The 25,656-nt window shown below is 50.6% G+C and carries 21 protein-coding genes and 1 other RNA gene; 20 read left to right on the forward strand and 2 right to left on the reverse strand.

Features of this window, described 5'->3' with window-relative positions; all coding sequences use genetic code 11:
• The first annotated feature begins 351 nt into the window (after window positions 1-351).
• The 14 genes from INF30_RS10270 (at window position 352) to tadA (ending at window position 12,545) form a co-directional block, all read left to right on the forward strand.
• Window positions 352-1,014, forward strand: a complete 663-nt coding sequence (locus INF30_RS10270) for a F0F1 ATP synthase subunit A (protein ID WP_226395123.1) — start codon at window positions 352-354, stop codon at window positions 1,012-1,014.
• 35 nt (window positions 1,015-1,049) lie between these two features.
• A complete protein-coding gene (atpE, locus tag INF30_RS10275; RefSeq protein ID WP_226395124.1) occupies window positions 1,050-1,277 on the forward strand; it encodes an ATP synthase F0 subunit C in 228 nt (75 codons plus the stop codon).
• A 52-nt stretch (window positions 1,278-1,329) separates the two neighbouring features.
• On the forward strand, window positions 1,330-1,833 hold the full coding sequence (gene atpF, locus INF30_RS10280) for a F0F1 ATP synthase subunit B (RefSeq protein ID WP_076779693.1): 504 nt from the start codon (window positions 1,330-1,332) through the stop codon (window positions 1,831-1,833).
• A complete protein-coding gene (atpH, locus tag INF30_RS10285; protein WP_226395125.1) occupies window positions 1,811-2,347 on the forward strand; it encodes an ATP synthase F1 subunit delta in 537 nt (178 codons plus the stop codon). Before atpF ends, atpH begins: the two co-directional genes overlap by 23 nt.
• A gap of 5 nt (window positions 2,348-2,352) precedes the next feature.
• Window positions 2,353-3,858 (forward strand): F0F1 ATP synthase subunit alpha, encoded by a 1,506-nt coding sequence (gene atpA / locus INF30_RS10290; RefSeq protein WP_226395126.1) that lies wholly within the window; start codon window positions 2,353-2,355, stop codon window positions 3,856-3,858.
• A gap of 12 nt (window positions 3,859-3,870) precedes the next feature.
• Entirely contained in the window at window positions 3,871-4,764 is an 894-nt protein-coding gene (gene atpG / locus INF30_RS10295; protein WP_226395127.1) for an ATP synthase F1 subunit gamma, read from the forward strand.
• A gap of 11 nt (window positions 4,765-4,775) precedes the next feature.
• Window positions 4,776-6,173, forward strand: coding sequence for a F0F1 ATP synthase subunit beta (gene atpD / locus INF30_RS10300; protein WP_076779685.1), 1,398 nt, complete (start codon window positions 4,776-4,778; stop codon window positions 6,171-6,173).
• A gap of 47 nt (window positions 6,174-6,220) precedes the next feature.
• A complete protein-coding gene (gene atpC, locus INF30_RS10305) occupies window positions 6,221-6,637 on the forward strand; it encodes an ATP synthase F1 subunit epsilon (protein WP_076779683.1) in 417 nt (138 codons plus the stop codon).
• Between the two features lie 304 nt (window positions 6,638-6,941).
• Window positions 6,942-7,490, forward strand: a complete 549-nt coding sequence (locus INF30_RS10310; protein WP_226395128.1) for a M48 family metallopeptidase — start codon at window positions 6,942-6,944, stop codon at window positions 7,488-7,490.
• On the forward strand, window positions 7,468-8,094 hold the full coding sequence (locus tag INF30_RS10315) for a 4'-phosphopantetheinyl transferase family protein (protein WP_226395129.1): 627 nt from the start codon (window positions 7,468-7,470) through the stop codon (window positions 8,092-8,094). Before INF30_RS10310 ends, INF30_RS10315 begins: the two co-directional genes overlap by 23 nt.
• A 143-nt stretch (window positions 8,095-8,237) precedes the next feature.
• Complete coding sequence (locus tag INF30_RS10320) at window positions 8,238-9,443, forward strand: helix-turn-helix domain-containing protein (protein ID WP_226395130.1); 1,206 nt, start codon at window positions 8,238-8,240, stop codon at window positions 9,441-9,443.
• A 16-nt stretch (window positions 9,444-9,459) separates the two neighbouring features.
• Window positions 9,460-10,878 (forward strand): deoxyguanosinetriphosphate triphosphohydrolase, encoded by a 1,419-nt coding sequence (locus INF30_RS10325; RefSeq protein WP_226395153.1) that lies wholly within the window; start codon window positions 9,460-9,462, stop codon window positions 10,876-10,878.
• Window positions 10,879-11,015: 137 nt separating this feature from the next.
• A complete protein-coding gene (locus INF30_RS10330; RefSeq protein WP_226395131.1) occupies window positions 11,016-11,957 on the forward strand; it encodes a hypothetical protein in 942 nt (313 codons plus the stop codon).
• Window positions 11,958-12,059: 102 nt separating this feature from the next.
• Window positions 12,060-12,545, forward strand: a complete 486-nt coding sequence (gene tadA, locus INF30_RS10335; RefSeq protein WP_207649018.1) for a tRNA adenosine(34) deaminase TadA — start codon at window positions 12,060-12,062, stop codon at window positions 12,543-12,545.
• 59 nt (window positions 12,546-12,604) lie between these two features.
• Here the strand turns inward: tadA and ffs are convergent.
• An RNA gene (gene ffs / locus INF30_RS10340) (signal recognition particle sRNA large type) lies at window positions 12,605-12,866 on the reverse strand.
• A 163-nt stretch (window positions 12,867-13,029) separates the two neighbouring features.
• On the opposite strand from ffs, the gene INF30_RS10345 reads away from it, so the two are divergent.
• The 3 genes from INF30_RS10345 (at window position 13,030) to INF30_RS10355 (ending at window position 18,037) form a co-directional block, all read left to right on the forward strand.
• Window positions 13,030-15,309: a hydratase gene (locus INF30_RS10345; RefSeq protein WP_226395132.1), complete on the forward strand. Its 2,280-nt coding sequence runs from the start codon at window positions 13,030-13,032 to the stop codon at window positions 15,307-15,309.
• A 201-nt stretch (window positions 15,310-15,510) separates the two neighbouring features.
• Window positions 15,511-15,993, forward strand: a complete 483-nt coding sequence (locus tag INF30_RS10350) for an RNA polymerase sigma factor (RefSeq protein ID WP_076779670.1) — start codon at window positions 15,511-15,513, stop codon at window positions 15,991-15,993.
• A gap of 16 nt (window positions 15,994-16,009) precedes the next feature.
• Complete coding sequence (locus INF30_RS10355; RefSeq protein ID WP_226395133.1) at window positions 16,010-18,037, forward strand: beta-propeller domain-containing protein; 2,028 nt, start codon at window positions 16,010-16,012, stop codon at window positions 18,035-18,037.
• Window positions 18,038-18,072: 35 nt separating this feature from the next.
• On the opposite strand, the gene INF30_RS10360 is transcribed toward INF30_RS10355, so the two are convergent.
• Window positions 18,073-18,633 carry a biotin transporter BioY gene (locus INF30_RS10360; protein ID WP_076779666.1) on the reverse strand — a complete coding sequence of 187 codons (561 nt, stop codon included), beginning with the start codon at window positions 18,631-18,633 and terminating at the stop codon, window positions 18,073-18,075.
• Between the two features lie 1,112 nt (window positions 18,634-19,745).
• Between INF30_RS10360 and INF30_RS10365 the strand changes: the two genes are divergently transcribed.
• From INF30_RS10365 to trmB, 3 genes are all read left to right on the forward strand, one after another.
• Window positions 19,746-22,817 (forward strand): hypothetical protein, encoded by a 3,072-nt coding sequence (locus INF30_RS10365; protein WP_226395134.1) that lies wholly within the window; start codon window positions 19,746-19,748, stop codon window positions 22,815-22,817.
• Window positions 22,818-22,941: 124 nt separating this feature from the next.
• Window positions 22,942-24,861 (forward strand): 1,4-alpha-glucan branching protein GlgB, encoded by a 1,920-nt coding sequence (glgB, locus tag INF30_RS10370; protein WP_226395135.1) that lies wholly within the window; start codon window positions 22,942-22,944, stop codon window positions 24,859-24,861.
• A gap of 85 nt (window positions 24,862-24,946) precedes the next feature.
• Window positions 24,947-25,624 (forward strand): tRNA (guanosine(46)-N7)-methyltransferase TrmB, encoded by a 678-nt coding sequence (gene trmB / locus INF30_RS10375; protein ID WP_226395136.1) that lies wholly within the window; start codon window positions 24,947-24,949, stop codon window positions 25,622-25,624.
• The last annotated feature ends 32 nt before the right edge of the window (window positions 25,625-25,656 follow it).

Below are 25,656 nucleotides of genomic sequence, written 5' to 3' on the forward strand. Positions count from 1 at the left end.
TACCACCGCGATTTACGGGGGAAGATGGAGGTATTGTATATTTTAAAAAACTGCGGCGGAGAAAAAATCTGTCGAAATGACGAAAATGAAAATCTAAAAAAGTGATAAATTGGTAAAAAATAATCTTGAAAAAACTGCAGCTGGGGATGGGACGGATTTCCTTGCAAAAAACACATAATTTTGCGGAGGAGAAGAAAGAAAAAAGCAGAAAAAATCCATAAAAAACAGGCGAAGCTCCGGCGCGTGAACCGGGCGCAAAATTTATTGACAAATGTATTTGTTAGCAGTAATATTCACAGGAAAAAATAAGAGAAGGAAGGGGATAGTACGGGAGAATTAACAGAAAAACTGATGGAAGAGCTGAACTGTACGCCGGTTTTCGAGATTCCCGTTTTCGGCGGTATCGCCGTAAATGAGTCCATTGTTGTGACGTGGATTATCATGGCGGTTCTGACGGTACTGTCTGTCATCTTTGTCAGAAACTTAAGAGTGGAGAATCCGGGAAAAGTCCAACTTGTACTGGAGTCAGCGATCGGATGGGCGCAGGATTTCTTTGAAGGCATCATTGGAAAAGAAAACAGGCGCTATGTCCCTTATCTGATCACTGTGGCCCTCTACCTTGCAGTTTCAAACCTGATCGGGCTGACAGGCTTTAAACCACCGACAAAGGATCTGAATGTGACGGCGGCGCTGGCCATTATGAGTATGCTTCTGATCGAGTATTCAGGCATACACAGGAATGGTCTGAAGCACTGGGCAGGGCACTTCGCCAAACCGGTTCCCTTTGTGGCGCCGATCATGGTGATGGAGATTTTTATCCGGCCTCTGTCGCTGTGCATGCGTCTCTTCGGCAATATGCTGGGGGGATTTGTGGTAATGGAACTGGTCAAAGCAGTGGTTCCATTATTAGTACCTATTCCGTTGAGTTTCTATTTTGATATATTCGACGGACTTTTACAGGCGTATGTCTTTGTATTTCTGACTGCGCTTTTCATGAATGAAGAAATGGAATAATCAAGAAAAGAGTAAAGAAAAGGAGATTGAAAATTATGTCAGGAACAATTATTGCAATCGGAGCAGCTATTGCTGTACTTACAGGTATTGGAGCAGGTGTTGGTATCGGTATTGCAACAGGAAAGGCAGCAGAGGCTATCGCAAGACAGCCTGAGGCAGAGAGCAAGATCAGCAAGACCCTGATCCTCGGATGTGCGCTTGCAGAGGCAACCGCTATTTACGGCTTTATTATCGGTCTTCTTATTATCTTCTTCCTGCAGTAGAAAATGTATGCAGATAAGCAAAGCTGATTACAGGAAAGGCAGGTACTAGGAAGTGCTGAGTTTAGACTTTAATTTTGTCCTGGAAATGATCAACCTGGTCATTCTTTATCTGCTGCTGCGCAAATTTCTCATCGGACCGGTCATGAATATTATGGAAAAGCGCAGGGCCATGATCGCTGACGGTATCCAGAATGCCAACGACCAGCAGGCCAAGGCAATGGAGCTTAAAAGTCAGTATGAGGATGCCTTAAGCGGAGCAAAGGATGAATCCCGGCGCATGATAGAGCAGGCCAGGGCAGATGCGAAGAAGGAGTACGACCGTATTCTGAAAGACGCGGATGCCGAGGCGGGAAAGATCATGCAGACAGCCAGAGAAACCATTGACCTGGAAAGAGAACAGACACTCCGACAGATGAAGACAGAGGTCGCAGGGCTTGCCGTGGATGCTGCCAGAAAGATCGTGATGGACAGCTGCGGCGAGAAGGACAGCCAGGCAGTTTACGACCAATTTCTGAGAGAAGCAGGTGATTCCCATGAAGACAGCAAAGGCAAATAGCGGCGCGTACTGTTCTATGGCAGCCATCCGCTACGCAAAGGTGCTGTATGACATGGAGCTGCCGGAGGAAGTGATTGGGGAAGCGGAGGAAATCTTTGCAGACTCTTCTGAGCTTATTTCCGTTCTGGAGAGTCCCATCGTGACAAAAGAGGAAAAACATAAGGTGATCGACCGGATCTTTGACAAGAAGATCAGCACCTTTCTAAAAGTGACAACAGACTACGGAAAGGCTGGCATCATGCAGGAGATCTTCCGTGCATACCGCCAGTATAAAAACGAGATGGCCGGCATTGTGACCGCCCACCTGGCTTATGTGGTTCCTCCGACAGAAGAACAGAAAAAAGGTATGGAACAGTTTGTGTGCAGGGAATTTCATGCAAAGGGCGTGAGCTGGGAGATGGAAGAGCGCCCGTCGCTGATCGGCGGATTTCTTCTCCATGTGAATGGCCGGGAGTATGATTACAGCATGCAGGGACGGCTGAAACGATTAGAACAAAAATTGACCTGGAGGTGAAAAACTTGAGTTCGATCAACTCAGATGAGATTATCTCTATTATTAAAGAAGAGATAGAAAATTATGATGTGATCAGCAGAGACCAGGAAGTAGGATATGTTGTCTCTGTTGGAGACGGAATTGCCTCCGTATACGGAATAGATCACGCCATGTACGGCGAGATCGTCACCCTGGAGACAGGGCTGAAAGGTATGGTGCAGGATATCAAGACAAATGAAGTCAGCTGTATCCTGTTCGGAGACGATTCCGATATAAAAGAGGGGACAAAGGTGGCCCGCACAGGAAGAAAAGCCGGTATTCCCGTGGGAGAAGGCTATATTGGAAGGGTTGTGGATGCCCTGGGTTCCCCCATTGACGGAAAAGGCGAGATCGAGGCGGAGGGATACCGCCCGGTGGAAGAGGAGGCGCCCGGAATTGTGGAGAGAAAGTCTGTCAGCGTACCGCTGGAGACCGGGATACTCTCCATTGACTCCATGTTCCCCATCGGCCGGGGACAGCGCGAGCTGATCATCGGCGACAGGCAGACAGGAAAGACTTCCATTGCCACAGACACCATCATCAACCAGAAAGGAAAAGATGTGATCTGCATTTACGTGGCCATCGGACAGAAAGCGTCCACAGTGGCTCAGCTTGTTAATTCTCTGCGCTCCCACGGTGCCATGGATTATACGACTATATTCTGTTCCACGGCCAGCGAGTGCGCGCCTCTGCAGTATATCGTGCCTTATGCGGCAACTGCGCTGGCAGAGTACTTTATGTATCAGGGGAAAGATGTGCTGATCGTGTACGATGATCTGTCCAAGCATGCGGTGGCCTACCGGGCGATTTCCCTTCTGCTTGGACGCTCACCGGGACGAGAGGCTTACCCCGGAGATGTATTCTATCTCCACTCAAGACTGCTGGAGAGAAGCAGCCGTTTAAGTGACGAGGCAGGAGGCGGCTCCATCACGGCTCTGCCTATCATTGAGACCCAGGCGGGGGATGTTTCTGCCTACATTCCGACAAATGTGATCTCTATCACAGACGGGCAGATCTTCCTGGAAAGCGACCTTTTCAACGCTGGAATGCGCCCGGCTGTCAATGTGGGACTTTCTGTGTCCCGTGTGGGCGGCGCTGCTCAGACAAAGGCAATGAAGAAGGCGTCAGGAAGCGTGCGTATTGACCTGGCCCAGGCGAGAGAGCTTGAGTCCTTTACTCAGTTCAGCTCAGATCTGGACGACATTACAAAGACCCAGCTGAAATATGGAAGCTGCCTGACAGAACTTCTGAAGCAGCCGCTGGGAAATCCGCTGAGCCTTCACGAGCAGGTCATCACACTGTGCGTGGCCACGCACAAACTTATGTTAGATGTAGAGACGGACAAAGTAAAACAGTTCCAGATAGATATGCTTGCATTTTTTGAGGACAGTCATCCTGAGATCTGCCAGGCCATCGAGGAGAAGAAGATCCTGGATGATGAGCTGACAGAACAGATCTTAAATGCCGCAAAGGAATTTAAAGAGAAAAGGTAAGCAGGTGTTAATATGGCAAATGCAAGAGAATTGAAAGAAAGGATGGCCAGCATCCAGGAGACAAAGAAGATCACAAACGCCATGTATCTGATCTCCTCCTCCAAGATGAAGCAGGCAAAGAAAAAACTGGCGGACACAGAGCCCTTTTTCTACGCCATGCAGGCGGAGATCACCAGGATCCTGCGCCATGTGCCGGATATGCACAGCCATTTCTTTGACCGCAGGGAACGGATCCCGGCGGAAGACAGGAAGATAGGGTGTATTGTCATCACGGCTGATAAGGGACTTGCGGGTGCATACAACCACAACGTGCTGAAGATGGCTGAGGAGCTGATCCGCCAGCCCGGGAAACACAAGATGTTCGTCCTGGGTGAAGTGGGAAGGCACTATTTTTCAAAAAGAGAAGATGAGCTGGACTCTGAGTTTAAGTATACGGTGCAGGATCCCAACCTTTACCGGGCCAGAGTGATCGCTGCAAAAATGGTGGAACTCTTCGAGGCGGGAGAGGTGGATGATGTCTATATCATTTATACCAGGATGATCAATGCCCTCCAGGCTGAAACCCAGAAGATCAAGCTTCTTCCCCTGCAGAGGATCAACTTTGCCTCTGACAAGATGGCGGCTATGGCCGGCGTGTACAGAGAGGCAGTTACGCTGTACCCTTCGGCCCATAAAGTTATGGACAGCATTGTCCCCAACTACTTGATCGGTATTATTTACGGCTGTCTTGTGGAGTCTTACTGCAGCGAGCAGAATTCCCGTATGCAGGCTATGCAGAACGCCACAGACAGCGCCACGGATATGCTGAATGAATTAAATATAACCTATAACCGTGTAAGGCAGGCGGACATCACCCAGGAGCTGACTGAGGTGATCGGCGGTGCCAACGCACAGAAAAGGAAGTGAGATAAAACACTATGACAAAAGGAAGAATTGTACAGGTCATGGGACCTGTTGTAGACGTTGAGTTCGATAGCAGGGAAGATCTTCCGTTTATCAAGGATGCACTGGAAGTGGACAACGGCGGAAAACGCTGCGTCATGGAAGTGGCACAGCATGTTGGAAACAATGTTGCGCGCTGCATCATGCTTGCCTCCAGCGACGGCCTCTATAAAGGGATGGAGGTGACAGCCACCGGAGAGGGCATCAAGGTCCCGGTAGGAAAGCAGACGCTTGGAAGGCTTTTCAACGTGCTGGGCGAGACAATCGATGATAAAGAGAAGATACCGGAAGACGCAGAGCACTGGGTGATCCACAGAAAAGCCCCCAGCTTTGAGGACCAGAGTCCTGCTGTGGAAGTTCTGGAGACAGGCATCAAGGTTATCGACCTTCTGACTCCCTATGCGAAGGGCGGCAAGATCGGCCTCTTCGGAGGAGCCGGTGTGGGTAAAACGGTCCTGATCCAGGAGCTGATCCACAACATTGCCACAGAGCACGGCGGATATTCTATTTTTACAGGCGTGGGCGAGCGTTCCCGTGAGGGAAACGATCTCTGGACAGAGATGAGTGAGTCGGGAGTTCTGAACAAGACAGCCCTTGTGTTCGGACAGATGAATGAACCCCCCGGAGCCCGTATGCGCGTGGCGGAGACAGGGCTTACCATGGCTGAGTATTTTCGTGACGAAGAGCATCAGAACGTGCTTCTGTTTATTGACAACATTTTCCGTTTCGTGCAGGCCGGATCGGAGGTATCTGCCCTCCTTGGGCGTATGCCTTCAGCCGTAGGCTACCAGCCCACTCTGGCAAATGAGATGGGCGCCCTGCAGGAGCGTATCGCTTCAACTAAGAACGGATCGGTCACATCTGTGCAGGCTGTGTACGTGCCTGCCGATGACCTGACTGACCCGGCCCCGGCTACCACATTCTCCCATCTGGACGCCACCACCGTGCTTTCAAGAAAGATCGTGGAGCAGGGTATTTACCCGGCAGTAGATCCGCTGGAGTCCACCTCCCGTATCCTGGAGGCGGACGTAGTCGGCCAGGAGCACTACCAGGTAGCCAGAAAAGTACAGGAGATTCTGCAGAAGTACAAAGAGCTGCAGGACATCATCGCCATCCTCGGTATGGAGGAGCTGTCAGAGGAAGATAAGATGACAGTTAGTCGGGCCAGAAAGATCCAGCGTTTCCTGTCCCAGCCTTTCTCCGTGGCAGAGACATTTACCGGAATACCAGGAAAATACGTGCCTCTTAAAGAGACCATCCGGGGCTTCAAGGCCATTATCGACGGCGAGATGGACGAGTATCCCGAAAATGCATTCTTTAATGTCGGAACTATTGACGAAGTCATCGAGAAGGCCAAGGCTGAGCAGGCCTAAGTACAGCAGGCGCTGTGCCTTTTGTCCGGCAGAAGGAGTGAGATTAGATGAATACATTTTTTTTAAAGGTCATATCCAGCGATAAGGTTTTTTACGAGGGAAAGTGCCAGAATCTGATCCTTCCCATTGAGGATGGGCAGTTCAGTGTTTTGGCCCACCACGAAAACATGGTCGTGGCAGTGGAGAACGGAGAGCTTCATCTGAAGACGCCCGAGGGAGAGTGGATCACAGCTGCTGTGTCCCAGGGATTTGCGGAGATCATCAACAACCGTGTCTCCGTCCTTGTGAATTCTGCGGAGCGTCCCGAGGAGATCGACGTCAAGCGCGCCGAGGAGGCCCGCCAGAGAGCCCAGGAACGCCTGCGCCATAAGCAGAGTATCCAGGAATATTACCTGTCTCAGGCCTCCCTGGCCCGCGCCATGACCCGCCTAAAAACCTCCAAAGATAAAAACTGGAATATCTGATGGCAATGAGCCATGCGGAAGTATATGAAAAAGGACTCACGTCGTGCTAGCACGTAAGGGAGTCCTTTTTCGTATGCTTCCATAGGGCGAACGCCCGGGATCGCCGCGATGCGTAGCATTGTGGCGATCGAGCATGGCGGGGTAGATCTGGTCGACTCACGTCGTGCTAGCACGTAAGGGAGTCCTTTTTAATTTTCATATGGAGCAGCTCCGTGATATGTGCTAGTATATGTGTAAAGTTCTGCGCTGTTTACACAGTGGAGAGTGGTAAAGAGACTTGCAGGAAAATGGCTGGGAGAAGAAAATGAAAGGTGCAGTATTTGACATCCATGGGATCAGGGTTCGCATGGAATACAGAAGAATAAAGAATATCAACCTGTATGTGCGGCCCGAGCAGGACGAGGCGCTTGTGACGGTTCCGTTTCGGACGCCCCGGGAGCGGGTGGAACGGTTCCTGTATGAAAAGGAAGGATGGATGCGCAGACATCTGGAGAGGACATCCGGGAATCGGGAATATCCGCCGGTGGATAGAGAACAGATAGAAAAAATGAGGAATAAAGTTCTGGAATATGCCGGGAAGTGGGAGAAGATCATGGGAGTTCATGCGACCGGATGGACCTTGCGGGATATGAAGACCAGATGGGGCAGCTGCACAGTGAACACAGGGCGTATCCGGCTGAATACCAGGCTCATTTTCTATCCAGAAGAATGCCTGGAGTATGTGATCGTGCATGAACTGTGTCATCTTATTGAGCCAAGCCATAACCAGCAGTTCAAGAGCTGCATGACCAAATTTATGCCGGACTGGAAAGAGAGAAAGAGGAAATTAAATGGTTCACACATGGATAGCTGAGATCTCAGCTCTCAGAGAAGAGGAGACATACAGGAAATATTATGAAAGGGTGCCCGATTTCCGGAAACAGAAGGCGGATCAGCTCCGGTTTCCTCAGGACCGGGCGCAGAGCGTAGGAGCCTGGATGCTGTTGGAGAAAATGCGGGAACAATACGGGGCGGAGCCGGACCAGGTTTTTAACCTGTCCCATTCGGGCAGCTATGTGCTGTGTAGCATTTCTACAGAGAAAGAGGCAAAAGTGGGTTGCGACATTGAGACCATAAAGGAGACACGCATGAGAGTGGCCAGGCGCTTCTTTCTGCCTTCCGAGACTGCTTATATTGAAAGGCAGCCGTCCGGTGGAGCGGAGGCAGAGGCTTTTTATCGCCTGTGGGTGCTGAAGGAGAGTTTTATGAAGGCGGTGCGCAAGGGGATGGGGCTGGACACGAGGAGCTTTGAGATCGGGTTTGACGAAAAAGATGTACCCTTTCTCCTGAAAAAGCCGGACCTGTATCCAGAAGAATTCTATTACAGGGAATACCTGGTGGCAGGGGTCGATGCCAGGATAGCAGTGTGCAGCACGGACGGAGCGTTCGGGGAAATCCATGGGGAGAGGATGGAGTAAAACCCGGATTGACGTACTCTATATGTTTTGCTAAAATAAGAAAAGGGAAAAGCATAGGTTTATGAAGAAACAAAAAACTTTACTGATTTGAATTCATAAGATATGCAGGGTGAGTATAATTTAATTGAATAAGGAGGAATATCATGTTAGATCTTACATTCGGAGAACAGGTCAAAATTATCTTAAGCCGTAAAGGCATGACGATCAAAGAACTCGCAGAAATGATAGAAGAGCGGACAGGGAAAAAGATGTCCCGGCAGAATCTTACCCAGCGCCTGGGAAGAGATAATTTCCAGGAGCAGGATATGCGTATGATAGCGGAGATACTTGACTGTCCATTTCAACTGAATATACTTGGAGACGCAAAGCAGCCGGAGAGCGCGGATGAGGAGAATGTCCGTGTCACGGAGGCAGAATTGCTGCGCCTTGAAAAGAAGAAAGGAAAGAAACGTCAGCACTCTACAGAGAGAGAGATGACCATTGGCGAGCTGGTGGATCTCAACAGAGGGCTGGACGAGTTGCTGGAGGAGAAGAACCGGAAGGCTGTGACTCTTCCGGAGGAAGCGGCAGAGCCGGCGGTGCAGGAGGAAGAGCTGCAGCCAGCAGATGCAGAGTCCTACGAGGCGCAGGAGGAAGAAGTGCAGCCGGATGTGGCAGAGAATGTCTTCTATCAGAAAGGTGGAGAATCCGATCCGGAGGCCGGGTGGACAGAAGAGACAGTACAGGAAGAGAGTGCACAAGACACAGCGCAGGCATACGCAGCAGAGTCAGATATAGAGCAGGCAGATGCAGCCGAGGAAGAGAACATGCAGGAGCAGACAGATGCGGTGCAGCCGGATGATCTGCCGGATGCAGAGAAAGCACAGCCTGTGTCAGCGGCAAAAGAAGAGCCGCAGGAGCGCCCGGCCAGAAAAACGAAAGGAAGTTGGCGGGATTTCTTCCAGAGACGCACGAAGAAAGATGCAAAAGAGATGCAAACGGAAGATGCAACCCCTGTTTCTGATCGTCAGGATGAGGAAGAGCCGCAGGAAGCGCCGTCAGAAAAAGTAGAGGAGACCGCAGCAAAGGAGGCAGTGCATCCACAGGAGACTGCAGAAGACATACTGATGCGGGCCGAAGCTGCAGATGAGGAAGAAGACCTGGAAAAGGGAGAGGTCAATCCATACACAGGGCATGAGTACGAGTCCAACACAGTGCGTATGCATCCCAAGAGGATCGGGTACGTACAGGTCTATGACAGGAGCAGCCACCAGTGGACCGACATGACAGAATGGGCGTTCCTTGGATATCAGGAGAGGAAGAAGGCGCTGCTTGGAAATGATTACGAGCCGCCGATCTATCTCGATTAAAGAAAGGAAGATGAGCGTGAACTGGGAGCAGCTTTTATCTCCAAAGAGAAGCCGGGGCAGCAGTCAGAGGCACTCCGGGTCTGCAGATTTGCGCAGCGAATTTGAAAAAGATTATCACAGGATCATCGGAAGCGCGTCTTTTAGAAGACTGCAGGACAAGACCCAGGTGTTTCCGCTGGACAAAAGCGATTTTATCAGAACCCGGCTGACCCATTCCCTGGAGGTGTCCTCTCTGGCCAAGTCTCTGGGGCAGAATATTGCGGAAAATATTCTTACATATAAGAAGGATCCCTCCTTTACGCCGCAGATGAAAGAGGACATCTGTAGCATTCTCCAGTGTGCAGGCCTGATCCATGATATTGGCAATCCCCCTTTTGGGCATTTTGGTGAGGTGGCTATCCGGGAATGGTTTGAGAGAAACCTGCCCTTGCTCACCTACAGGGGCAGGCCGGTGGATGAGGTGCTGACAGAGCAGATGAAGCAGGATTTTTATCATTTTGAGGGAAATGCTCAGGCTCTCCGCCTGGTGACAAAACTGCATTTTCTTGTGGATGAAAATGGCATGAATCTGACCTATGCGCTGCTGAACACCATTGTAAAGTATCCGGTCTCCTCACTTGAGATCGATGAGGCCTGCGGAGATATCAAGAGAAAAAAGATGGGGTACTATCTGGCAGACGAGGAGATGTTCCGCAGGATTGAGAAAGAGACGGGAACAAACGGATGCCGGCATCCGCTGACGTTTATTCTGGAGGCAGCAGATGACATAGCCTACAAGACAGCGGATATAGAGGATGCGTTCGTTAAAGGATTTATTTCCTACCATGTACTGATGGAAGAATTAAAGAAACTGAAAAATATCAAAAACAATAATAAAATTGTCTTTGATCCGGCAGGGAAGCTGGAAGAGCTGTACCGCCGCGGTGTGGAAAAGCAGGTGGATCATCCGGAAGAATACGCGGTAAAGAACTGGATCGTCCGTGTGCAGGGATTTCTCATTTCCTGTGCGACTTTTGGATTTACATCCAATTATGAGGCCATCATGCAGGGAAAGTATCCCGCAGATCTGTTCTGCGGCACATTTGCGGAGGAGCTGATGGAGCTGCTGGGAGACGTTGCGATGAGAAGAGTGTTTTCTACCAGGCAGATCTATCTCATGGAGCTTGTGGAGGCGGGGATACTGGATTTCCTTATGGACAGTTTTGTGCGGGCAGTCATCCACTACGATGAGGATGACAGTGCGCTGAATTCCATCGACAGACGGCTGGTTTATTTTATTTCCAGCAACTATAAGGACGCCTACCACTATCATGCAAGAGGAAAGGGCGAGTCAGAAAAGCTGTATCTGCGTCTTCTCCTTGTCACGGATTTTATCTGCGGTATGACGGACAGCTATGCCAAGAGACTCTACCAGGAGCTGAAGGCGATCCTCTAGTCAGCCCTTTTTCGGGAGGCGCTGCGCACAGCCGAAAAGCAGGGTGGACAAAATGATCCGGATGAGGTCAGAACAGGCATTTTCCGGCGTATAGGCGAATAGATTGTGATAACCAGACAAAGAATGGAAGTGGAGGTTTGAAACGGTTTATTCGCTATTTGTATGAATATCAGGATGGGAAACGCGTCCGTAACGTGGGTTTTGTGAAGGTAGAGCAGGCTGACTCGTCCACAGTGGTGCACATTCACGGAAAAGGACTGCATCTTGCAGAAGACAAAAAGCTGAAGGTTTATATCTTCTATGTAAAAGGAGGGCAGTGCATTGGCTTTTGGCAGGGAGCTATCGAGCACGTGAATCCAGCTGTCAATTACCGCCTGACTTTTACGCCGGAGGATACAGGGCGTGCCTCGGATTACCCGCTGATCGAAGGGGTCATACTGGAGAATGCAGGACGCAGGAGATTTGCGGCAGTCTGGGATGACATGCCTGTGGATGTGGAGAAGATGCAGGTCTGGAAAGGCGAGCCTGAGCCGGATCTGGCACAGCTGGCAGCTCAGAAAGCCAGGGAAGAAAGAGAGGAGCAGGATAACGATAAAGAGATGGACGGGGCGGGAGAAAATGAACCTGGTGGGTCCTGTTCCGGCGAGAAAGCGGAAATGCCAGCGCCAGTGACAGAAGAAACACCTGAACCTGAGGAAGAGGAAATGCAGGAGATCCGGCAGCCGCCCTCCCGGGAAGAGAGGGAGGAAGAGCCTGCATCAGGAGAGCAGGGGCAGTTGCGCTGCATCAAGATCCAGCGCAGAGATATCGCCCAGCTGAAGCGGTGCGAATGGCGGCTGGCAAACAACAGCTTCCTCCTTCACGGCTATTACAGCTACCATCATCTCCTGCTCATACTGGAGGAGGATCAGTGCTGGCTGGGAGTCCCCGGCATTTATCATCCCCGCGAGGCCCAGGCGGCGGAAGCCTTCGGTTTCCCCAGATTCATCCGGGCGGATGAGGAGGACGTGGAGCTGACAGAAGAAGAGACAAACAGGGAAGAAGATTTCGGATACTGGTGCCGCCCTGTGAGACGTTGACACAATTGAAACAATTTCAATTCCGGACGTAACCCTTTTTAAAAGGGTTACGTCCGGAATAAAAAAACTGGTGTACAATTTTTGATAAAGTGGTGTGTAAATGTGCAAAATGTAGATGAAAAATATATGAAAGAGGCAATTAAACAGGCGAAAAAGGCGTATGCGCTGGAGGAGACGCCCATAGGATGTGTGATCGTGTATGAGGGAAAGATCATCAGCAGGGGGTACAACAGGAGGAATACGGACAAGAATCCTCTGGCCCATGCGGAGATCACAGCCATACGAAAGGCCAGCCGGAAGATGGGGGACTGGAGACTGGAGGGGTGTACTATGTATGTGACACTGGAACCCTGCCAGATGTGCGCCGGAGCCATTGTCCAGTCCCGGATGGACCGGGTGGTGATCGGCTGCATGAACCCCAAGGCGGGCTGCGCCGGCTCCATCTTGAACCTGCTCCAGATGGACAGGTTTAACCACCAGGCCCAGATCACGGCCGGGGTACTGGAGGAGGAGTGCAGTTCACTGATGAAGCAGTTTTTCCGGGAATTGCGGGAAAAAAAGAAAAAAGCAAAAAAGAACAGTGCCTGATCCGGACAGGATGAGACACTGTTCTTTTTTGTATTTATATCATGTCAGAATTATCTTTTACGTGCATTGCGCTTCGAACCAGGCCAACAGACGTTACCTTGGCAGTTTACTCAACCCAGGCACCCTCACGGCACCCGGAAGGTTCCGCTTAGTGCTGCTTCGTTCCCGACCTGACACGGTTCACGGATTTCCGTCGCGTGAGACCCGGATATCAACGTCACTTACCAAGGGCAGCTCTGCCAGCTGTCGCCCTCCGCGCAATATCACCCCTGCTATAGCGGACTGCAGGTACAAGGCACCGCTACCGCCCCGGCTGCACGAGTCTATATTTTACCCTGTTTTTGTGAAAATGTCAATGGATGAGGCGCAGGATTTCCGTGTCCGGCGCTCGTATCAAATTGGCTGGGATTAAATTGACTTTTCCCGGGAACCGGGATAAAATAAACTGACGAATAAAAATGAAAAACAGGAGGAATTTGGAAAGATGATAAAGCTCTACGACAAAGGCGTTTATCTTGTGAACGGCACAGAGATCATGGAAGATGCGGCCGCAGTGCAGCAGAAGACCGGACAGGCCGTGACCCAGGAAGAAGCAGCAACGCAGACCATGGCATACAACATACTGAAGGACCATAATACCTCCGGAAATATGGAACGCCTTCAGATCAAATTCGATAAACTGACCTCCCACGACATCACATTCGTGGGAATTATCCAGACAGCCAGAGCATCGGGCCTGGAGAAATTCCCGGTTCCCTATGTACTGACCAACTGCCACAACTCCCTTTGTGCAGTGGGCGGAACCATCAACGAGGATGACCATATGTTCGGCCTCACATGCGCAAAGAAGTACGGCGGTGTGTATGTACCTCCTCACCAGGCAGTCATCCATCAGTTTGCCCGGGAGATGCTGGCCGGCGGCGGCAGAATGATCCTTGGATCTGACAGCCACACCAGATATGGCGCTCTGGGAACTATGGCCATGGGCGAGGGCGGACCAGAGCTTGTAAAACAGCTTCTTGGCAAGACCTACGACATTAAGATGCCCGGCGTCATTGGCATTTACCTGGACGGAGAGCCCATCAAGGGCGTAGGCCCCCAGGATGTGGCTCTGGCGATCATTGGCGCTACATTTGCAAATGGCTATGTGAACAACAAAGTCATGGAGTTCGTGGGCCCCGGCGTGGACAAGCTGAGCGCAGATTTCCGTATTGGCATTGACGTTATGACCACAGAGACCACCTGTCTGTCCTCCATCTGGAAGACTGACGAGACCATCCGCGAGTTCTTTGAGATCCACGGCCGTCCGGAGGACTACAAGGAACTGAATCCAGGTGCAGTGGCCTACTATGACGGCATGGTGTACGTGAACCTGAGCGAGATCCGTCCCATGATCGCCATGCCTTTCCATCCTTCTAATGTATATACGATTGACGAGGTCAACGCCAACTTAAAGGATGTGCTCCACGATGTAGAGCAGAAAGCTCTTGTCAGCCTGGACGGCGTGGTGGACTACTCCCTCCAGAACAAGATCGTGGACGGAAAACTCTACGTGGACCAGGGCATCATCGCCGGATGCGCCGGTGGCGGGTTTGAAAATATCTGCGCCGCGGCTGATATCATCCGCGGAAAATATATCGGCGCCGACGAGTTTACATTCAGTGTATACCCGGCAAGTACGCCTATCTACATGGAACTTGTAAAGAACGGTGCGGTGGCAGACCTTATGGAGGCGGGAACCATTGTGAAGACAGCTTTCTGCGGTCCCTGCTTTGGCGCGGGAGACACACCGGCCAACAATGCCTTCTCCATCCGCCACTCCACAAGGAACTTCCCCAACAGGGAGGGATCCAAGCTGCAGAGCGGACAGATCGCTTCCGTGGCTCTTATGGACGCCCGTTCCATCGCTGCCACAGCGGCAAACAAAGGTTTCCTCACACCGGCTACGGCCATGGATGTGGAATACAAAGGCCCCAAATATCACTTTGATCAGAAGATTTATGCAAATCGCGTGTTTGACAGCCACGGTGTGGCAGATCCTTCTGTGGAGATCAAGTTCGGCCCCAACATCAAGGACTGGCCTGAGATGTCTGCCCTTCCGGAGAATCTGATCCTGAAGGTGGTGTCCGAGATCCATGATCCGGTTACCACGACAGATGAGCTGATCCCCTCCGGCGAGACGTCATCCTACCGCTCCAACCCGCTGGGACTTGCAGAATTTGCCCTCTCAAGAAAAGATCCTGCCTATGTAGGCCGGGCAAAAGAAGTGCAGAAAGCCCAGAAAGCCATTGAGGCGGGCGAGTGTCCGCTGGATGCCCTGGAGGAGTTAAAGCCTGTCATGGCAAAGATCCAGGAGACATACCCGGAAGTGGGCAAGGGAAATATCGGCGTGGGCAGCACTATCTTCGCTGTGAAGCCGGGAGACGGATCCGCAAGAGAGCAGGCTGCGTCCTGCCAGAAGGTGCTGGGCGGCTGGGCCAATATCGCTATCGAGTACGCTACAAAGAGATACCGCTCCAACCTTATCAACTGGGGTATGCTTCCGCTTCTTACAAAAGAGGATCATCAGAACCTGAGCTTTAAGAACGGCGACTACATCTTCGTTCCGGACATCCGCAAGGCTGTGGAGGAAAAGGCAGATGTGATCAAGGCATACCTGGTGGGAGACAGCTTGAAAGAGCTGGAGTTCACTATGGGCGACCTGACAGATACAGAAAGAGAGATCATCCTGAAAGGATGCCTCATCAATTACTACAGAGGATAAGGCTGAAAAGGCAGCCTGGAAAATGCAGTGCAGACAGCTCCGTGTCAGACAAAAAGATCTGGCCGGGGCTGTTTTTATACAGGAAGAGAGAACGGAAGACAAAATATTTTCTGTAAATATATTTTTCATGCAACAAAATAGCTCTGGAAAGCATCTTATATATAAAAGAGGCAGACAGGCTGATACGAGGGAGGAAATAGTATGAAGTGTGATGCGGAAGGCTTTGCCGCCATGTACAGTACCGTATATATGGATATGTACCGTTTCGCACTCTGCATGATGAAGAGTTCCCACGACGCGGAGGATGCCGTCAGTGAGGCGGTGGTGAAGGCCTATGAGAGCATTGGTACCCTGCGCAGCGAGGAAGCGTTCAAAAGCTGGATCTTTACGATCCTGGCCAATACATGCAGAACAAAATGGCGGCGGCAGGAAAGGGAGCAGAAAAAGGCAGAGCTGTCTTTCTTTACAGAGGAAGACGCGGCTGCCCCGGAATGGGAGAAGGCGGTGGACGTGAGAAATGCCTTTGCCATCCTGACTGAAGAAGAACAGATCATTGTGGGGCTGTCTGTGTTCGGCGGCTACACAAGTGAAGAGATCGGGGAGGCTCTTAAGAAGAGCCCTTCCACAGTGCGGTCAAAAATGAGCAGGGCTCTGGCCAAAATGAGCCTCATACTGAAGGAGTAGGAAAGGAGAGATCTGCATGGAAAAGAAAGAACAGGAAATGCTTGAAAAGATACGGTCTGCTTCAGAAGAACTCCAGGTACCAGAGGCGCTGGAGCCTGAGCGTGTGAAGGAGATGCTTGAAAGGCGGGAAAGAGAAAAGAAGGAGAGCAAAGGAAACTCCCGGGGATTTCGGCGTTCCATCCAGGGCCGTCAGATCGCGGCTCTGGCGGCAGGGCTGGCGGCGGTGTGCCTGGCGGGAGCGGCCTACACCCTGAGCGTCCGGGAAGGCAGCGCAGATCCTGTGGGTGATTTCTTTGCTCTGCCAGACGAATCCGGCGGCGCAGACGAGGAGACGAAAGAGACAGAGGTCGGGGAACTGGTGGCAGCTAAGAGCTATGATGATATCTATGCGTATCTGGAGGAGTATCAGGAAAACCACGAAGTGGATGAGTCAGGCGGGATTCGCGGATTTCAGGCGGAGTCCCGGGACGCAGCAGCGGGAGATGTGGCTTCTGGCTCTGCCGCCCCTTACGTGACAGAGAGCGCCGCGACCGGAGCTGACAGCGGGACATCGTCTTACGCCGGCAGTTATTCGGATACCAACATCCGTCAGGAGGGCGTGGGCGAGGGCGATATAGTGAAGACGGACGGACGATATCTCTACACGCTCAGTGGTGATGGAGAGATCACGATCGTAGATACAGAGGGGGGGATGAAAGAGGCTGGGGTCATCAGCGAGGACGGACAGATCCTGGAGTTCTATGTGGCAGACGGCAGACTCATGCTCCTCACCGATGCGGTGGACGATCGTGCGCTGGATGAGGAGGAGACCGGCGGGGACGTGGCTTACCCGGAAATAGACTATTACAGCGTAAGCAGCGGAACAGCTCTTGTCACCTATGATATCTCTGACAAAGGGCAGCCCAGGAAGGTGGGGGAAGTGACCCAGAGCGGGACATATCAGTCTTCCCGCATGGTGGATGATTATCTCTATGTGTTTACTTCATTTTCTCCGAATATGCTTGCCGGGCAGGAACAGAGGGAGGACTACATTCCCCGGGCAGGGGGGAGTCTCATAGGTGAGGGCTCCATTTACCTTCCGGAGACAGAGAGTCCTTCACAGTACCTGGTCATGACATCTACAGATATAAAGGCGCCGGATCAGATCGCCGACAGCAAGGCCCTGTTTGCAGGGTACGGAGAACTCTACGTGAGCAATGAAAATATTTACTGGTATGAAATCACTTCCTGGGACGCAGGACTGAGACTGGAGAAGGGCACTGTGATCCACAAAATTTCATACGGGGAGGGCAAGCTGGAGGCAGTGGGCAAGGGCACTGTGCCGGGCACCATAGACGACTCCTTTTCCATAGACGAGTATGAGGGGAATCTGCGGGTGGTGACCACAGACAGAAATGGCAACGGACTTTATATACTGGACCCGGATCTGAAGGAAATAGGGCGCATCAACAATCTGGCAAAAGAAGAGCAGGTCTACTCCGCCAGGCTGATGGGAGACACAGGGTATTTTGTCACGTTCAGAAATACAGATCCCCTCTTTTCCGTGGATCTGTCTGACCCGGAAAATCCAGAAATACTGGGTGAGCTGAAGATCCCCGGCTTCTCTGAGTACCTGCATCCATACGGGGAGGGGCTTCTCCTTGGCATTGGCATGGATGCGGATGAAGAGACAGGAGTTACAGGGGGCGTGAAGCTGAGTATGTTCAACATCAGCGACCCATCGGATGTGAAAGAAGAGTACACGCTGGTCCTGGAAAATGTCTACAGCGCAGACGTGTTCTATGACTACAAGGCGGTTCTCATTGACCCGGAGAGGAATGTGATCGGATTTTCCGCGTACAAGGGAGCGCAGGAAAAGTACTTTGTGTTCTCCTATGACCCGGAGCAAGGCTTTACCTGCCTGATGGAGGAACAGATCAACGGGGATGGCCAGAGAGTGTCCAGGGGCCTGTACATAGAAAATGTACTCTATGTAGTCAAGGGAAATATTATAGAGGCATATGAGATGGATGACTATAAGAAAATAGATGACATCATCCTGTAGAGAAACAGACAAAAAGAGAGTGCGCGGATCAAAGATCAGCGCACTCTCTTTTTCAGGACAGGCCCAAATGCCACTGCAAGGGCGATCTTGACAGCGTCTCCGGGGAGATAGGGGATGACACCGGTGAACAGCCCTGCTGTGAAGCTTAAGTTCAGCTGGAGACAGAGCCAGGCTGTGCCAAAGGCGTAGGTCACCGCCATGCCCAGCACCATGCCCACTGTACAGGCGCTCCGCTTCCAGTGGAAATGCTCGGCAAAGAGCCCGCCGATCACAGTCAGGAAGATGAACCCGATCAGATATCCGCCGGTTGGGCCTGCAAACTTTCCGACGCCGCCGGAAAATCCGGAAAAGACAGGAAGCCCGCACAGTCCCAGCAGAAGATAGATGATAAAGCTGGCTGTAGCCTTTTTCCATCCCAACAGGAAGATGGAGATCTCCAGCACGAAATTCGTCAGGGTCAGAGGGACAGGGCTGAAGGGAATCGGAATGGACATGGGAGCCAGTATGCAGGTGACAGCGGTCATAAGAGCGGTAAGGACCAGGCTCTGTGTGGAGAGCCGGGAGGCGGACGACGCCTGATTGTTGGTTGAAGACATGGTATGTGATCCTCCTTCCATGGCGCTGCAGGGGGCAGCGCTGTGATAAAAACTGATTGAAGTATATAATAAAAATGAGGAAATTGTCAACTTTATTTTTGTGATTAGTTAACAATCCGGGGAGAGGAAAAGATCTAATTATCAGAAATATTTAATACAATTAGAAAATTATAAATTAATTTAAAGAAAAAGAATAAATAGCGTTGACAAATAAAAGCGCAGGTGCTATCATATAGTCAATCCAAAAAGAGATCTAATCCAAAATAAAACTTCTGACGAGAAAGGAAGTTTTAAATGAAAAAGGAAAGATCTCAAAGCATAAATATTATGTATTTCATATGTCGGTGAGATATATAGTATTTACAGGGAAATCAAACGGAAGGAGGCTTAATCCATTGGACAATTCAGAATTTCATTTTCCATATGTCAGTGGTATGGCAGCAGACAGTTCCCAAAGAATAAGCCTTTATGATAGAAGGACCGATAAAGTTTTATAAGGAAAATGATCGGAGTGTACAATATATCGGTATAAAAGATAATCGATAGAGCTGCAGACATATCGGAACAGATACCACATATAGTTCAAAGATATTAGAAGATGTGTGAAGAAGCATCGAATAATATATCGGAATTTATATCAGGGAGCTGTATAAAATATAAGTTATAGAAGGAATAGCTCAATATGGTTACAGACATAGTTATCGTAATAAGGGATGAGGCTGTAACAGCAACGGCTATAGATATTATAATAACTGAGGATATATTTTATACAGGTGATTATGAGGGCGATATAAATAAGTGATTTTGGAGATCTTGATCCGAACTTTGAGTTATAAATGTTCGAAGGGAAAGAGCAAAGGCTGGGAACCTGATCATCGACATTCATCCTCCGAGATAATATAAAAAATGATAAAATTTCATAAAAGATAGCCACTATGACCAATAAAAGGATCGTAGTGGCTATTTTTGTGATATATTTTGACATTGACTACCCTGTATGATACACTAAAAGAGTTAAAATATATACATTGCTATATAGAAACATATTTGTTGAGGTGAGAATATTGGATAAATATGAATATCGGGTTAAAACAGAGCAGATGCTTGAATACATGGAAAAAAAGCAGTACAAGAAAGCCATGGAGATCGCTGACACGATCGACTGGCGCCGCGTAAAAAATGCATCCATGCTCAATAATGTGAGTGAGATTTATGAATATAACGGGGAGTATCAGAAGAGCAGGGATGTATTGTTCATGGCCTACGACAGGGCTCCGGGGAGCAGGAAGACCGTGTACAGGCTGGGAACACTTGCTTTGAAGATCAATGACACAGATGAGGCTTCGGACTGCTATGAAGAGTTTGTGAGACTGGCTCCGAAAGATCCCAATCAGTTCATCTTAAAATATAAAATACTGAAGGCCCGCCGAGCCCCTCTGTCTGAGCAGATCGAGGCTCTTGAAGATTTCAAGAAGGCAGAGTATGTAGAGAAATGGGCCTATGAGCTGGCAAAACTTTACCATGAGGCCGGTATGACTGCCGAGTGCCTGGAGGAGTGTGATGACCTGATCCTCTGGTTCAGTGAAGGGAAATATGTCTATCAGGCCATGGAACTGAAGATGAAATATAAGCCCCTGACTCCGCTTCAGCAGGAGAAGTACGACAGCATGCGGGGCGTATCTTCCCATGTCTCCCGCAGAGACGCTGCGGCAGAGGATGAAGTCCTTGAAGAGGAGGAGGCCGAAGACACCGCAGAGGAGGCGGAAGAGACAGCCATGGCGGAAGAGGTGCAGGAAACTTTTGAGCAGAGAGCTCCGGAGACTTCCGGTACCATTGACGCTGAGACAAGGGAGATCCGTCTGGATGAGCTCCGGGCTGCCAGAGAGCAGGCTGCCGCGGCTGGTGCGGCTGTGGAAGAGACGGCTCGTGAACCGGAAGATCCTGACAGGAGCCAGAAGAAGGTCAAAGAAGAATCCCCCATCCGCAAAACCGTCAAGGGTGCTACGCTGGCGGAGGCGCTGGCCAACGGCGTTAAGGTTGCCAGCGGTATTGACATCGAGGATATTGAGAAGAAAGCAAGCCCCAAGCGGGATGAAGATATGCGCATCACAGGCCAGATGAAGATCGAGGAGATCCTGGCAGCCTGGGAGGCAAAACAGAAGGACAATGCCGAGGCCATTGAGGCCCAGAAAAAGCGGGATGAAGAGAAACTTGCCGAGAGGAAGCGGGAGGCTCAGCGCCGCCGTGAGGAGGAGGCAAGAAGGATAGAAGAACAGCAGCGAGCTGCCGAGGAGGCCAGAAGGATCGCAGAGCAGAAAGCTGCCGAGGAGGCCAGAAGGCTGGCAGAAGAGCAGGCGGAGCAGGAGAGACTTCTTGCAAAGCAGCGGGCTGATGAGGAAAAACGCCTTGCCCGCCAAAAGGCCGAAGAAGAGGAGGCGCTTTTGGATCGCATCGCTTCCGGTCAGGTGACTGCAGAACTGAAGGAAGCAGTAAAGAATGCATCTGCTCCTGAGGAAGAGGCAGAAGAGCCTGCAGCAGAGGAAGAAATTGTTGAGGCAGAGCTGACAGAAGAAGCTGCCGTAACAGAAGAAGCCGACTACGAGGAAGTTCCGGAAGAAGATGCATATGAGGAGGCTGACTACGAGGAGGCCCCGGAAGAAGATGCATATGAGGAGGCCGACTACGAGGAGGCCCCGGAAGAAGATGCATATGAGGAAGATGACTATGAGGAGCCTGCGGCAGAGGAGGAGCCGGAAGAGAAAGAGGAAACTCTGGCTACTGGCATGACTGCAGACCTGAGACAGCTTATGGAAGAGCTGGAGACAGAGGAGAAGCAGTCCGGCAAAAAGGACGAAGCCACAGACTTTGACGATGAATTCCAGGCTGCTTTTGCAGAAGAGTCCTATGAGGAAGCTGATCTGGAGGATGAGTACGACTACGAAGAAGCGGACTTTGAGGATGAAGATGACTACGAGGCGTCCGATTTCAAAGACGGGGAAGACTACGAGGAAGACAGCTTTGATGAGGAAGACTATGACGAGGATGGCTTCGACGAGGACAGCTTCGATGAGGACGGCTATGAGGAAGAAGACTACGATGAGGATGACCTTGTAGATGACTATGAAGACTATGATGATATAGACGAAGAAGACTACGAGGACGATTTCTTTGATGAGGAAGAGGAAGAGATCCCGGAAGAGCCCGAGCCTAAGCTGACAAGAAAAGAGAAGCGCGCACAGAAGAAGGCAGAGAAAGAGGCTGCCAGACAGGCCAGAAAGACAGAGGAGCTTGTCATCGAAGAGCCTACGGAGGAGGAGATCCAGAGACGGATCCAGAAAGGGAAAGGCGGCGTGCCTTTTGACACCGGGTTTGTGGTGACAGGGCGCTATGACCTGAGCGCCACCAGTGAGATCGGCCTGAAGGCGGGACTTACTGAGGAGCAGAAGCAGCTCTTCTCCTATTTCGTTCCTGTCCGGGGCATGAGCGAGCAGATTGTGGAAGTGCTGGACAATGACCGCAGAGAGCGCAGGAACGGCACATCCCGCACCGGCAATATCCTGGTCATCGGACATAAAGGATCCGGCAAGACGGTCCTTGCTGTGGATATGGTAAAGGCTATCCAGAAGCAGAGGAACCTGAAGCAGGGCAAGGTGGCCATTGTGACAGGCGAGTCGCTGAACAAGAAAGATATCCCGAATATCATCCAGAAGCTCAGAGGCGGCGCCATCATCATTGAGAAGGCAGGAAAACTCAATGCAAGGACAGTCCGGGAGCTGAACATCCTGATGGAGAAGAAGACCGGAGAGCTGCTGTTTGTGCTGGAGGACCAGAAGAAGGCGCTGGAGAGACTCTTTACAGCCAATCCGGAGTTTAAGAAGAAATTTACATCCAGGCTGGAGCTTCCTGTATTTATCAACGATGAGCTGGTTACATTCGGGCAGACATATGCCAAGGAGAATGGATATAAGCTGGATGAGATGGGAATCCTGGCGCTGTACAGCCGGATTGATGTGATGCAGAGAGAAGATCACGCAGTGTCTGTGGCAGAGGTAAAGGAGATCATGGATGCGGCCATCGAACATTCCCAGAAGGCAAATGTGAAACATCTGGCCCGGAGAATGTTCCGCAAAGGAACGGACGAATCCGATCGGATAATCCTGAAGGAAGACGATTTTAGGATCTAAAAACTGTATAAAATGTATAAAAAAGAAAGAGTTTTGACAAAAATGATTGTTCAAAACTCTTTCTTTTTGTGGGGTGATAAAGTATAATAGATGTATTAGAAATTGAACATGAGAGGGTGAAATCATGGCAGTAAAGAAGAACATAAAACCTTATGAGATAGGGGAACTTGACCATTATCTGTTCGGGCAGGGGAACCATTATGAGATATACAGAAAGCTCGGCGCCCACCGTGTGAAGGACAAAGATCAGGAGGGTGTCTATTTTGCTGTCTGGGCTCCCCACGCCGAGTCTGTCTCTGTGGTAGGTGATTTCAATAACTGGGACAGAGAGGCGAATCCTATGGATAGGGGAGAGCCGCTGGGGATTTACACCTGCTTTGTGCCGGACCTTCCGGAGATGTCATTGTACAAGTACTGCATTAAGACCTACAAAGGGGAATATATCCTGAAAGCAGATCCTTTTGCAAATTATGCAGAAAAGCGCCCGGGAACTGCATCCAGAGTGGTGGATCTGTCCCGGATCAGCTGGTCTGACGGCGACTGGATGGAAAACCGCAGATCGTGGGACTACACAAAAGAGCCCATGTCGATCTACGAAGTACACATCGGATCCTGGAAGAAACACCCGCTGACAGAGGACGATGAAGATGGGTTTTACAACTACCGCGAATTCGCCAGGGAGATTGTAAAATACATCAAATATATGGGGTATACCCATATTGAGATCATGGGGATCGCAGAACATCCTTTTGATGGTTCCTGGGGATACCAGGTGACAGGGTACTTTGCCCCCACATCCAGGTATGGAACGCCGGAGGATTTTGCCTGGATGATCAATTACCTGCACAGGAATAAGATCGGCGTGATCCTGGACTGGGTTCCCGCCCATTTCCCGAGAGATGCTCACGGACTTGCCGACTTTGACGGGACGCCTACTTTTGAGTATGCGGACCCGAGAAAAGGGGAACATCCGGACTGGGGGACGAAGATTTTTGACTACGGCAAGAATGAAGTGCAGAATTTCCTGATTTCAAATGCCCTGTTCTGGATTGAAAATTATCATGTGGACGGGCTTCGCGTGGATGCGGTGGCTTCCATGCTTTATCTGGATTACGGAAAGCAGGACGGACAGTGGGTCGCCAACAAGTACGGTGGCAACAAGAACCTGGAGGCTATAGGGTTTTTCAAACATCTGAACTCGGTTGTTTTGGGAAGGAATCCCGGGGCAGTGATGATTGCAGAGGAGTCCACGGCCTGGCCGAAAGTGACGGGAGATGTGGAGGACGATGGACTGGGCTTCAGCCTGAAGTGGAATATGGGTTGGATGCATGACTTTACTGAATATATGAAACTTGATCCCTACTTCCGCAAGGGGGCTCACAATCTGATGACGTTTGCAATGAGCTACGCCTACAGTGAGAAATATATCCTTGTGCTGTCCCACGATGAGGTGGTGCATCTGAAGTGTTCTATGCTCAACAAGATGCCCGGACTTGGATTTGATAAATACGCCAACCTGAAGGCGGGATATGCGTTTATGATGGGACATGCCGGGAAGAAGCTGCTCTTCATGGGCCAGGAGTTCGCCCAGCTGAGAGAGTGGAGCGAGAAGAGGGAAATTGACTGGTTCCTCCTCGCGGAGCCGGAGCATCAGGCTGTTCAGAACTGGATGCGTGATCTGCTCCACCTGTACAAGAAAAACAGAGCCCTGTACGACCAGGATGACACCTGGGAAGGATTTGAGTGGATCAATGCGGACGACAGGGACAGGAGCATTTACAGTTTTATGCGCCATGCAAAGGGGGGGAAGAAAAACCTTCTCTTTGTCATCAATTTCACGCCCATGGCCAGAGATGACTATCGCGTGGGCGTTCCCAGAAGAAAGCAGTACAAGCTGGTTATGAACAGCGACGACCTGCAGTATGGCGGAAAGGGCGAAGTCAGGCCGAAGATCTATAAGGCTGTGAAGTCTGAGTGTGACGGGCGACCGTACTCGTTTGCCTACAAGCTGCCTCCCTATGGAGTGGCAATCTTTGAATTTTAAAGAAAGTTGTGATAAGATTTACGGGCGGAGGGAATATCCCTTCCGCCTGTATTTTATGCAGGAGAAAAGGAAAGGAGACACAGGAATGCGTCTGAGAAATATACCCAGAGCAGAGGGTGTACTGGAAGCCCACGACAAGGTGATTAAAAACGAGAAGGAGCACAAGGGGCAGTGGAAGGCTGTCTTTGGAAATGAACATCCCGTTTATATAGAGATCGGAATGGGAAAAGGGCAGTTCCTCACCGAGATGGCGGCCCGGCATCCCGAGAGGAATTACATTGGCATTGAGAGATATTCCAGCGTCCTTCTGCGGGCAGTGGAGAGGCTGGATAAGTTGGAAGAGGAAAAGAAAAGCGAGCAGGAGGGGGGCGCCCGTCTCCTGGAAAATATACGGTTTATCTGCATGGATGCGGCAGAGATCGGGGAGGTGTTTGAAAAAGGGGAAGTCAAAGGGATCTACCTGAACTTTTCTGATCCGTGGCCCAAGAAGAGGCATGCAAGAAGGCGGCTCACATCAAAAGAATTTTTTGCCAGATACGACCAGGTGCTGGCGCCGGAGGGCCAGGTGGAATTCAAGACCGACAACCAGGATCTGTTCCAGTTTTCTCTGGAGCAGGCGGATGAAGCAGGATGGAGAGTGCTTATGAGCACCTGGGATCTCCACGCAGATCCGGCCATGAACCAGGGAAATGTGATGACGGAGTATGAGAAAAAATTTTCGGCAAAGGGCAATCCGATCTGCAAGATGATCGCGGGCAGGTGAAGATAAGGAACCTTTCTGCATAGTATATAGAG

Origin of the sequence: Claveliimonas monacensis (assembly GCF_014982975.1) — a bacterium.
Taxonomy (GTDB): Bacteria; Bacillota; Clostridia; order Lachnospirales; family Lachnospiraceae; genus Claveliimonas; species Claveliimonas monacensis.

Coding starts and splice junctions, on each gene's coding strand:
- INF30_RS10315 (WP_226395129.1), top strand. CDS start 7,468: ATGGTTCACACATGGATAGCTGAGATCTCAGCTCTCAGAGAAGAGGAG.
- atpC (WP_076779683.1), top strand. CDS start 6,221: ATGAATACATTTTTTTTAAAGGTCATATCCAGCGATAAGGTTTTTTAC.
- INF30_RS10365 (WP_226395134.1), top strand. CDS start 19,746: ATGGAAAAAAAGCAGTACAAGAAAGCCATGGAGATCGCTGACACGATC.
- INF30_RS10320 (WP_226395130.1), top strand. CDS start 8,238: ATGTTAGATCTTACATTCGGAGAACAGGTCAAAATTATCTTAAGCCGT.
- INF30_RS10360 (WP_076779666.1), bottom strand. CDS start 18,633: ATGTCTTCAACCAACAATCAGGCGTCGTCCGCCTCCCGGCTCTCCACA.
- atpH (WP_226395125.1), top strand. CDS start 1,811: ATGAAGACAGCAAAGGCAAATAGCGGCGCGTACTGTTCTATGGCAGCC.
- glgB (WP_226395135.1), top strand. CDS start 22,942: ATGGCAGTAAAGAAGAACATAAAACCTTATGAGATAGGGGAACTTGAC.
- atpD (WP_076779685.1), top strand. CDS start 4,776: ATGACAAAAGGAAGAATTGTACAGGTCATGGGACCTGTTGTAGACGTT.
- INF30_RS10270 (WP_226395123.1), top strand. CDS start 352: ATGGAAGAGCTGAACTGTACGCCGGTTTTCGAGATTCCCGTTTTCGGC.
- INF30_RS10355 (WP_226395133.1), top strand. CDS start 16,010: ATGGAAAAGAAAGAACAGGAAATGCTTGAAAAGATACGGTCTGCTTCA.
- INF30_RS10345 (WP_226395132.1), top strand. CDS start 13,030: ATGATAAAGCTCTACGACAAAGGCGTTTATCTTGTGAACGGCACAGAG.
- atpG (WP_226395127.1), top strand. CDS start 3,871: ATGGCAAATGCAAGAGAATTGAAAGAAAGGATGGCCAGCATCCAGGAG.
- atpE (WP_226395124.1), top strand. CDS start 1,050: ATGTCAGGAACAATTATTGCAATCGGAGCAGCTATTGCTGTACTTACA.
- INF30_RS10350 (WP_076779670.1), top strand. CDS start 15,511: ATGAAGTGTGATGCGGAAGGCTTTGCCGCCATGTACAGTACCGTATAT.
- trmB (WP_226395136.1), top strand. CDS start 24,947: ATGCGTCTGAGAAATATACCCAGAGCAGAGGGTGTACTGGAAGCCCAC.
- INF30_RS10310 (WP_226395128.1), top strand. CDS start 6,942: ATGAAAGGTGCAGTATTTGACATCCATGGGATCAGGGTTCGCATGGAA.